Consider the following 8,795-nt stretch of genomic DNA (forward strand, 5'->3'; position numbering starts at 1 on the left):
AAGCACCCCTCCCGCGCAGCGGGTTCGTACAAGCCCCAATGCCGGCCATTCCTGCGCGCTCAAGGCTCAGCTGGCGAAAACGATTGAGTGTTCAAGTCGCACGTCGTCGAGGAGTCGCTCGATGGCGGAACGCTGCCTATCTGTCCCGCTGGGCCTGAAATCCCAATTGCAATGAGGATGGGTTTTGGGGTCGCGAACGATGATCTTGCCGAGAGCTCGACGCCATATTTGCGATGTGCCACCGTTTTCCCGAATGAGCCGGGCAATCAAAATCTGTTCGAGGTCCGATGCAGTCATTGCATCCACTTAACCGCCACCTACTGCAAGACAAGCGCAGCGTCAGGTAGATAGGGCAAAAGGCGACGCCTCGCTGGGGGCGCCGCCTCTCCGATGTTTAGTCGTTAAGCTTGTCTTTGATGCCCTTGGCAGGGGTGAAGCTCAGCTTGCGGGCGGCCTTGATCGTCATCGCTTCGCCGGTGGCCGGATTGCGGCCTTCGCGCTCTGGCGTGTCCTTGACCTTGAACTTGCCGAAGCCGTTGAGCGAAATCTCCTCGCCCTTGGCAGCGGCATCGGCGATCGCATCGAAGACGGCGTCGACGACCTTGCGCGCATTTGCCTTGGTGAGCCCGGCATCGGTAGCGATCGCCTCGGCCAGATCATTGTTGTTCATAGCTGTTCCTTTTTCTTTCAATAAACGGCGGGCCTTACCGCCGCCCGCCAAATCCGTCACGTCCGAGCGCGTTCGCCCGACAATTGTTGAGTTTGCAGGCCGTAAGCTTAGCCAGCGTCTTTCTCGCTCGCCTTCGGCGTGCGTGCCATCCGCTTGGCCCTCGGCGCTTTGCCCGGATTGGCGGGCTGCACAGGTTCAGAGGGTTCTTGTCCCTCGGCTGCAGGATCACCGGCGCCCGGCGTCGCCTGTCCTTTACCGAACAGCCCTAGTTTCCCGCGGGGCTTGCGTACTGAGGTAGAAGCCGGTGCCGGCGCGGCAGCCGGCGTCGCCTCGGCGATTGGAGCAGGCACGACGTCAGCTGTTGCGTCCTCCTTCACCGCAAGCTTCTTTCTGCGGTTTCCCGCGCCGACCGACCCGGAAGTCGGGCTGCCCCTGGGCTTGGCTTTCGCCTCGGCCGCGAGTGGCTCGGCGGAAGCACGCTTATCGTCCTCGGGCACCGCAGCAAGTGGCCGGGCATCTTTAGCTTCTAATGGTTTGGTAGCCGTCTTCTTCTTCTTCTTCGCCTTGCCCGCAGGTTTCACAGATTTCGGGGCCACGCCCTTGGCGGTCGGCAATTTCACCGCAGGGGTCTCCACAGCCAAAGGCTTGCTGTCGGCAGCGGGCTCAGTGCTCGCTGTAGAGACAGGCGTGTCTACCGACCTTTCACCGCCTTCGGCGATGGCAGGTTTTGAGCGATTACCAAGACCTATCTGCTCGGCGATTGCGCGGCGCTTGGCTGCAAAATCCGGGGCTACCATGGGATAATTTGCGGGCAGTTTGTACCGCTCGCGGTAGGTTTCCGGGGTCAATCCATTCGCAGCCAGGTGGCGTTTGAGCGTCTTGTACGGCTTGCCGTCGATGAGACTGAGAAGATGCGCGCTCGACGCTTGGCTCTTGCGGACCGAAACCGCTGGTGTGAATGTCTGCTCTTCTTCGGCCACCGGGTCGGATACCGTATCTTCGGACAGCGCGAGGCGGGTTTCACGGATCAGCCGCGGAAGATCGTCGGAGCCGACCGTGTTGTTGGCGAGATAAGCGCTGAGCAATTCTACAGTCAGGGCCGTAAGATCGGCGGCGTTTTCGGTTTCAGCCATAAGGGATAGTGTTCCTGCTGTGTTGAATCGACGTGGAGATTGCGACGCGCTGCTTGTCACGATGAATGAAACTTTGCGCAACGGATAAAGTGCCAGACAGGGGAACGCATCGGTTCCCTGCCAGTCAATCAGATAAGATCGGATCGCGGGGCGAACTCCCCCAAACGTCATGCTTCCGCCGCAAGAGTGGCCATAAACACCCATGCTAGTAACGCATGCAATCCGGGGATGAGCATGTGCAATACGCGCAATTGCAAACTCCTTGGCGCATCATCATATGCCGCCCTGCCTTTCAGGCATCCTCTCCCAAAACTTTTCAAGCCGACCTTCGGGTCGGCTTTTCTTTTTGGCGCACAGTCTTCACCTGAGGATGACCTTGATGCCCACCCGCCGATGATCATCGAGCGATCCCCTGCCCGTCAACACGTTCTGCGCCGGTTGTCCGCCAGGTTATCCACAGTCCAGCCTGATTTCGGCAGCGGCCCGCCATCTATCGTCAGCGAAGCGCATGCGAGAGCTCACGGATGAAGATGGTCTGTGCGGGCCCTCCAATTGGGAAACGCCGTCTACCTCGTGACGCTGCGCGGTAACTCTGGCCCGCCCATAAGCGTTCGCAAGGGTCAATCACTCCCCCCCGGGTGACAAGCGAGCGCGCTTCGTCGCGTATGCCGTGGACACGGCCCCGCCTTGTGATCATAGCTCGCCTCATGAACTCCCCGCTCACTACCACCATCCTTCAGGTCATCGAACGCGCGCCGCAGTGGGTCCGTCATGACCTCGAGGCCAAGGACGCGGTAATCCGCGCGCGCGCCGAAGAAACGCTGGCAGCCATGATTTCAGCCGCGCTCCAGGACACGCAGAACCAACCTCCAGCCTGATTGGCCCGTCAGGTGCCCTCTCCTTCTGATTGCATGGCGCGCCAGGCTGCCGGCCGAACCATTCTTCCGGTACGTCTTTGATGGAGCCGAAGGAGACAATCGCGTGATTGGCAAAATTATTGGAGCGGTCGCCGGCAACCAGGCTTCGAAGCACGTACGAGGCCTCAATGGAACGGGCGGAGCCCTTCTGGGTGCCGCAGTGCCCATCCTGCTACGTCGGCTGAGCCCGCTCACGCTCATCGCGGCAGCAGCCGGCGCATACGCCGCCAAGAAACATGCCGACGGTCAGAAGGCTGAAAAGCTGCCGGGCGTAAGCCCCAGCGGTTTCGTTGAACCCACGCGTACCCAGGCCTGACGCAAGGCGGGGCACCCGCCGGGGTGCCTCGCGGGCTCGCTGAGCGCTCAGCCCAGCTTCTTCATGAGCCGTCCGGCCGCGCCGTTTTCTGCCGCGAGGTTGCGATTGTAAGCAAGCGGCATGCGCGGGCTTTTCCAGCGCAGCGCATCCATGATGCCCGCGAGATCCTCGCCGCTGGCGAAAAGATCCTGATTGAGCCCGACACGCGTGGAATGTCCGCTGATGCGCTTCAGCCAGTGCTCGAGATCATCCCCTGTCAGATCAGGCAAGGCCCCCTTCTCGAACGCCCGCCGGATGATCGCGCGCCATATCGGCCCAATCGAGCCGGGATGAAGCGCGGCATCGCCGATGCTGTATTCGGTACGCGCCGGCACGGCAGGCTTGGGCAAGGCCTTGCGCCAATCATACGCTTCGCGCCCGGAAAGCGTCCTCAGGTCTCGGCTTGGTACGCGGGCCCTCTCCTTGTAGCGGCGCACGAAGACCCGCCGGAACACCGCGCCCTCGGTGATCCTGGCCGCGTCCATCCAAGCTTTCGCCGCACGCACGGGTGCGCGGCGACAGGAAAGCGGTAGCCCCCTCCCCGTCGGTGTCGCTCTTGCTGCGCGGGATCGCAAGCAGCCGCGCATCGGGATCGGTCGCCGGGAGGATGTGGCTAACCTCTACGGCCACCAGCTCGCTGGCCCGGAGCCCTGTATCGTACGCCAGACTGAGGAGCGCGCGATCGCGCAGGCCGACGAGATCCTCGGCACAGCTTTCCAGCAGTGCGCGCAGATTGAGGCCCCGCGCAGGGTCGCGTTCGATGTCCGAGACAGCACCCTTGAAGCGCAGCGGCGCCGCCTGGCGCTGGGCCACTCCCTTTTCCTTGCGGATCGCCGCCAGCGTCAGCTTGACTAGCGGGGCCGTCGTGGGATCGATAAGGCCCAGCAACTGATGGAGCCGCGCGATCGAGGCCTTGTAGCGTGCCAGCGATGCGGGACGTGCCCCCTGCCCTGCCCGGTCCTTGAGATAGTCCCAACGTCCACGAACCCGGCCGGCGCGGTGATGCGGCGGTGCTCGCGGCACCACAGGTCGAAAGCGGAGAGATCCGAACGCAGCGCGGCGAGTGTATGTTTCGACGCCGCCGCCTGGAAGGCCTCGAGCAAGGCGGCATCGATAACCAAGCGTTCCGCAGTGCGCAGCGAGGTGATCAGCGGCACCAAGGTGCCCCGCATGCCCTCTGCTTCATCGCGGAGCGATGCACCCGATAGGCTGGGCTCTCCCGTGAGCGGATGGATTTCGGTGTCGAAGAACGGATCTGTCGTTCGCTGGTCCACTTGTTTGCTTTTCATCTCTTTCACGATCCGCGCAAAACCGCCGGTTTTTCAGCAATCCGTTGGACTGCAGCCATCCTATCAATGATAGGATGCTTCGTAATCGGTAAAAATCCCCCACGTGGCCTTGAGAACGGGGCTGTAATTTGGACGATCAGGCGGCGCTTGCGATGCTGCTCAGTTCGAACGAGGTTTGCGCGGCGTTGGCATCGGTCCAGCAATAGGGCAACAGATCGTCGATCGGATCGGTATCCGCGCGGGTGATGATCCGGGTAAGGACATCGCAGAGATAGGCGTAGGGGTTGATGTCCAGCATCTTGCAGGTTTCGACCAGCGAGGAGATCGCCGCCCAGTTTTCTGCACCGAGCTGGTGGCCGGTGAAGAGTGCATTTTTTCTTTGGAGAGTCACCGGCCTGATAGCCCGTTCGGCGGTGTTATTATCGATCTCGATCCTGCCGTCGTCGAGGAACCGGGTGAAGCCCGCCCAGCGCTTGAGCGCATATTTCATCGCATCGCTCGTTGCCGATCCGGCCATCATGCGCGGTGCGGTGGCGGCGAACCAGGCATGGAGCTTGTCGACCAGCGGACGGGTCCGCTCCTGCCTGACAGCGAGGCGTTCTTCGGCCGTGCGCCCACGGATTTCCTTTTCGATGCCATAGATTTCGGCAATGCGCTGCAAGGCGTCCTGCGCGACCGGAGCATCGCTGCCTGCATCGACGAACCCGCGCCGCAGATGAGCCCAGCAGTAGGACTTGGTGACGCCGGTGTCGGCGCCATCGTCCTTGCCGAACTGGTCATAGGCCTGCCAGGCATCGACCTGCAGGATGCCTTGGTATGACCCAAGCAACTGCTTGGCCCACATCTTTCCGCGTCCTGGCATATATGTGTATAGCGCCAGAGGCGGATCGACGCCGCCATGAGCGCGATCGTCGCACACTATGACCCACATATAGCCGGTTTTCGTCTTGCCCGTTCCCGGCGCCAGCACCTTGACCGTGGTTTCGTCGACGAACAGACGGGCACGGGCAAGCGCATCGGCGCGCATCCTGTCGGTGATGGGCATCAGCGCAGCGATGCCACGACCAACCCAGTTCGCCATAGTGGCGCGGCTGATCTCGATGCCTTGCCGGGCGAAGATCTTCGATTGCCGATAGAGCGGCAGGTGATCGCAATATTTGTTGATCAGAACATCGGCGATCAGCGCTTCGGTCGGCAAGCCGCCCGGCACTACATGCGCCGGGGCCGACGCTTGGCGAACGCCGTCGCTGCAGCAGCGGCAGGCATAGCGGGGGCGGATCGTCACCATCACGCGATGCTGGGCCGGGATGATGTCGAGCCGTTCGGAACGGTCCTCGCCGATCTTGTGCAGCGTCCCGCCACAGGCGCATTCCAGGTTTTTGGGCTCGATCACCGTCTCGAAGCGCGGCAGATGGGCCGGCAGCGATGCGCGCTCGGCATCTGGAGCCCGCCGGCGACGCGGCCTGAGGCCGTAACGTCCGGCCTCCTCGGCCGCCTTGTCCTGCAAGCCATCGGCTTCACCAAGCGCGACGTTCTGGTCTTCCAGCGTCAAGGCCAGTTGATCGACCGGCAGCTTTTCCGAACGCTTGCCGAAGGTCGAGCGGTTGATCAGCTTGAGGATATGTTCGAGCCGTGCCGCGCGAGCGCGCTCGGCCAGCACCATCGCCTTGAGCTGCTCCACATTGTCGGGAAGCTCGTCATATCCAGCCTCCGGGCCGGTCTCGACAGGGGGTTCGGGATGCGCCACCACGCCCGCATTCTAGCCAGTTCCCCACGTCTGGGAACAGCCTTGCGTCAGGTAGAATCAGGCGTGCGATCTACTGCGCATGAAGTGGCTTTGGCACCCGCGGCACGTGCATGCGCGACCAGTCCAGCCCCTCGAACAGCGCGGAAGCCTGGGCCGCCGACAGCTTCATCACTCCGTCTCCCGGGCGGGGCCAGCGGAACTTCCCATCCTGCAACCGCTTCGTCACCAGTACGAGCCCGGTGCCGTCCCACAGGAGGAGTTTTATTCTGTCCGCCCGGCGTGCCCGGAAGACAAAAAGCATGCCTGAGAATGGGTCGAGCCGCAGTTCCTGCTGCACCAGTGAGGCGAGGCCCGCCATACCCTTCCTGAAGTCCACAGGCTGCGTCGCGACAAGCACCTTCAACGGTCCGGGCGGAATGATCATGTGTTCACCTGCGCGGCCAGGAGCACCCGCTCGATATGGTCGGCATCCACGTCGGACGGGATGCGGATCGACAGCCCGCGGGTCTCGATAATAATCTCACCGCCACTCCTCGAACTCGCGGGCAACGATGACACTGCAGGCGCCGGTGGCCCAGAAGATGGCGACGGTACGGGAGGTGCCGGCGGGCTTTCAATCACCGCGGGAACAAAGCCCATCCCCTCGGCCCGTTCCCGGAAACGCCCTCGCCAGTTATAAAGCTGTTGCGGGAGCATGCCGTGACGCCGGGCTACCTCGGCCACATTCGCGCCCTGCTTGAAACTCTCCTCGATGATCCGCGCCTTCGCCGCAGGCGTCCATCCACGGTTGCCATTCGACAAGGGAATGACGTCAAGACGCTCGACCTTGCCTGCCCTCCCACCCCTTTCAGTTTCGAAACTGGTTTCGAAATCACCACTCATCACCACCTCGCAAATGCAAGGCTCAACACCTACCAAATCGCGAAATCATGAGAATGTGGGGGATTTTGACCGCTTACGGTATACTCGGTGAGGAGGAAGAAGCTAGCGACGAGCAGGAAGCCGATCAGAACGATCTTGCCGCGCTTGCGCATGCGATGGTCATGTTCGCCCATATGCCGTCCTCTTCTGGTCAACGTCCGGGCAGCATAGGCTCGAGTCCAAGGAGCAAGGTATAAGTAGAGACCGAAGTCCCCCGGGCATCGCGCAGGCATGGGTAAGGCGATCGATGGGATCGGCCATCGGCGTTCGGGCGACGCAGCTGTCGGGGAGCAGCAGTCGTGCTGCGGATTTTGCGTATAGGCGTGCGGCGTCCGCGAACCAATGCTGCGCTCACGAACATAATCGTGAGAGGCAGGCCCGCGTCCATGCAAAAGAGAAAGAAACGGCACCATTCCCGCGTGACCATCTTCGAGCGTGAAGCAAGGATCGATCTGGCCAAGCGCCCGGCCGATGGTCTCGGCGTTGCCTTTCTCGGCGCATCGGGAACGGTCACAGGGTCGCGTTATCTGGTGGACGATGGTGAAACTCAGATCGTGGTCGATTCCGGCCTGTTTCAGGGACCCAGGGATCTGCGCCGCCTTAATTGGGCATCGATCCCACCCGAAGTCGCGGATGTCGGCCAGGTGCTGCTGACCCACGCCCATCTCGATCACTCGGGCGCACTACCGCGCATGGCGCGCCTGGGCTGGGACGGGACCGTCCTTGCCACGCGGGCGACCGCGGCCCTGTGCGAGCTCCTTCTTCCCGACAGCGGCCATCTGCAGGAAAAGGATGCGGAGTTCGCCAACCAGCACGGCTTCTCCAGGCACCAGCCGGCGCTGCCCCTCTACACCCAGGCCGACGCGCGTCTGGCATTGCAGCTCTTCCGCCCGATCGAGTTCGGAGCGTGGCATGCAGTCACGGACGGCATCAGGGTGCGCTACCATCGCGCCGGCCACATCCTCGGCGCGGCGTCGATCGAGATCGACTGGAAGGGGCGGACAATCCTCTTCTCAGGCGACATCGGCCGTTACGGCGATGCGGTGATGAAGGATCCCGAGCCGCCCGCGCGCGCCGACTATGTCCTAGTGGAATCGACCTATGGCGATCGGCGCCACGAGCAGGTCGATCCGACAAAGACGCTTGGAGATCATGTCGAACGATGCGTCGAGAGAGGCGGGACGGTGGTGATTCCGGCCTTCGCCGTGGGACGGGTTCAGTCGCTTCTCTATCATTTCTCGCGTCTGCGCGCGCAGGGACGCCTCCGCGACATCCCGATCTTCCTCGACAGCCCGATGGCGATCAACGCGAGCGGGCTGATGTGCGATTTCATGGACGAGCATCGCCTGGCCCGCGCCGAGTGCGAAGCGGCGTGCAGCGTCGCGCACTATGTGCGCGAAGTGGAGGAATCCAAGGAACTCACCGCCAACCCCGCTCCCAAGGTCATCATCTCGGCCAGTGGAATGGCAACGGGCGGCCGCGTGCTCCACCATCTCAAGCGCTTCGCGCCGGATGGGAAGAACCTCATCCTCTTCTCAGGCTTCCAGGCGGCGGGCACCCGCGGCGCCGCCATGATCGGGGGCGCCCGGACGATCAAGATCCACGGCGAGTATATCCCGGTCGAAGCCGATGTCGCCAACCTGACGATGCTTTCGGCGCATGCCGACAGCGACGAGCTCATGCGCTGGCTCGGGTCGCTGCAAGAGCCCCCGCGCCATGTCTATGTCACGCATGGCGAGCCGACCGGCGCCCAGGTCCTGGCG

Annotated in this window: 10 protein-coding genes and 1 pseudogene; 3 read left to right on the forward strand and 8 right to left on the reverse strand. The window is 62.7% G+C overall.

Annotation, left to right across the window (positions count from 1 at the left end; genetic code table 11):
* Window positions 1–66: 66 nt before the first annotated feature.
* From RT424_RS23230 to RT424_RS23240, 3 genes are all read right to left on the reverse strand, one after another.
* Window positions 67–297 carry a hypothetical protein gene (locus RT424_RS23230; RefSeq protein WP_081674008.1) on the reverse strand — a complete coding sequence of 77 codons (231 nt, stop codon included), beginning with the start codon at window positions 295–297 and terminating at the stop codon, window positions 67–69.
* A 97-nt stretch (window positions 298–394) separates the two neighbouring features.
* Window positions 395–670: an HU family DNA-binding protein gene (locus RT424_RS23235; protein WP_021234352.1), complete on the reverse strand. Its 276-nt coding sequence runs from the start codon at window positions 668–670 to the stop codon at window positions 395–397.
* 107 nt (window positions 671–777) lie between these two features.
* Window positions 778–1,803 (reverse strand): MucR family transcriptional regulator, encoded by a 1,026-nt coding sequence (locus RT424_RS23240; RefSeq protein WP_021234353.1) that lies wholly within the window; start codon window positions 1,801–1,803, stop codon window positions 778–780.
* Between the two features lie 707 nt (window positions 1,804–2,510).
* Between RT424_RS23240 and RT424_RS23245 the strand changes: the two genes are divergently transcribed.
* Window positions 2,511–2,681 carry a DUF6771 family protein gene (locus tag RT424_RS23245; RefSeq protein ID WP_021234354.1) on the forward strand — a complete coding sequence of 57 codons (171 nt, stop codon included), beginning with the start codon at window positions 2,511–2,513 and terminating at the stop codon, window positions 2,679–2,681.
* 103 nt (window positions 2,682–2,784) lie between these two features.
* A complete protein-coding gene (locus RT424_RS23250; protein WP_021234355.1) occupies window positions 2,785–3,036 on the forward strand; it encodes a hypothetical protein in 252 nt (83 codons plus the stop codon).
* Window positions 3,037–3,083: 47 nt separating this feature from the next.
* Here the strand turns inward: RT424_RS23250 and RT424_RS23255 are convergent.
* The 5 genes and pseudogenes from RT424_RS23255 to RT424_RS23275 form a co-directional block, all read right to left on the reverse strand.
* Window positions 3,084–4,247, reverse strand: a pseudogene (locus RT424_RS23255) (tyrosine-type recombinase/integrase).
* A 253-nt stretch (window positions 4,248–4,500) separates the two neighbouring features.
* Window positions 4,501–6,027: an IS66 family transposase gene (gene tnpC, locus RT424_RS23260; RefSeq protein ID WP_099232373.1), complete on the reverse strand. Its 1,527-nt coding sequence runs from the start codon at window positions 6,025–6,027 to the stop codon at window positions 4,501–4,503.
* Window positions 6,028–6,181: 154 nt separating this feature from the next.
* The gene (tnpB, locus tag RT424_RS23265; RefSeq protein WP_037523654.1) at window positions 6,182–6,535 is read right to left on the reverse strand and encodes an IS66 family insertion sequence element accessory protein TnpB; all 354 of its coding nucleotides are present in this window, start codon (window positions 6,533–6,535) and stop codon (window positions 6,182–6,184) included.
* A complete protein-coding gene (gene tnpA, locus RT424_RS23270; RefSeq protein ID WP_122129165.1) occupies window positions 6,532–6,993 on the reverse strand; it encodes an IS66-like element accessory protein TnpA in 462 nt (153 codons plus the stop codon). Before tnpA ends, tnpB begins: the two co-directional genes overlap by 4 nt.
* Before the next feature lie 29 nt (window positions 6,994–7,022).
* Complete coding sequence (locus RT424_RS23275; protein ID WP_313443084.1) at window positions 7,023–7,166, reverse strand: hypothetical protein; 144 nt, start codon at window positions 7,164–7,166, stop codon at window positions 7,023–7,025.
* Between the two features lie 252 nt (window positions 7,167–7,418).
* Between RT424_RS23275 and RT424_RS23280 the strand changes: the two genes are divergently transcribed.
* The coding region (locus tag RT424_RS23280; protein ID WP_313443086.1) for an MBL fold metallo-hydrolase at window positions 7,419–8,795 on the forward strand (1,377 nt) is incomplete at its 3' end.

Source organism: Novosphingobium sp. (genome assembly GCF_032093395.1).
Lineage (GTDB): Bacteria > Pseudomonadota > Alphaproteobacteria > Sphingomonadales > Sphingomonadaceae > Novosphingobium.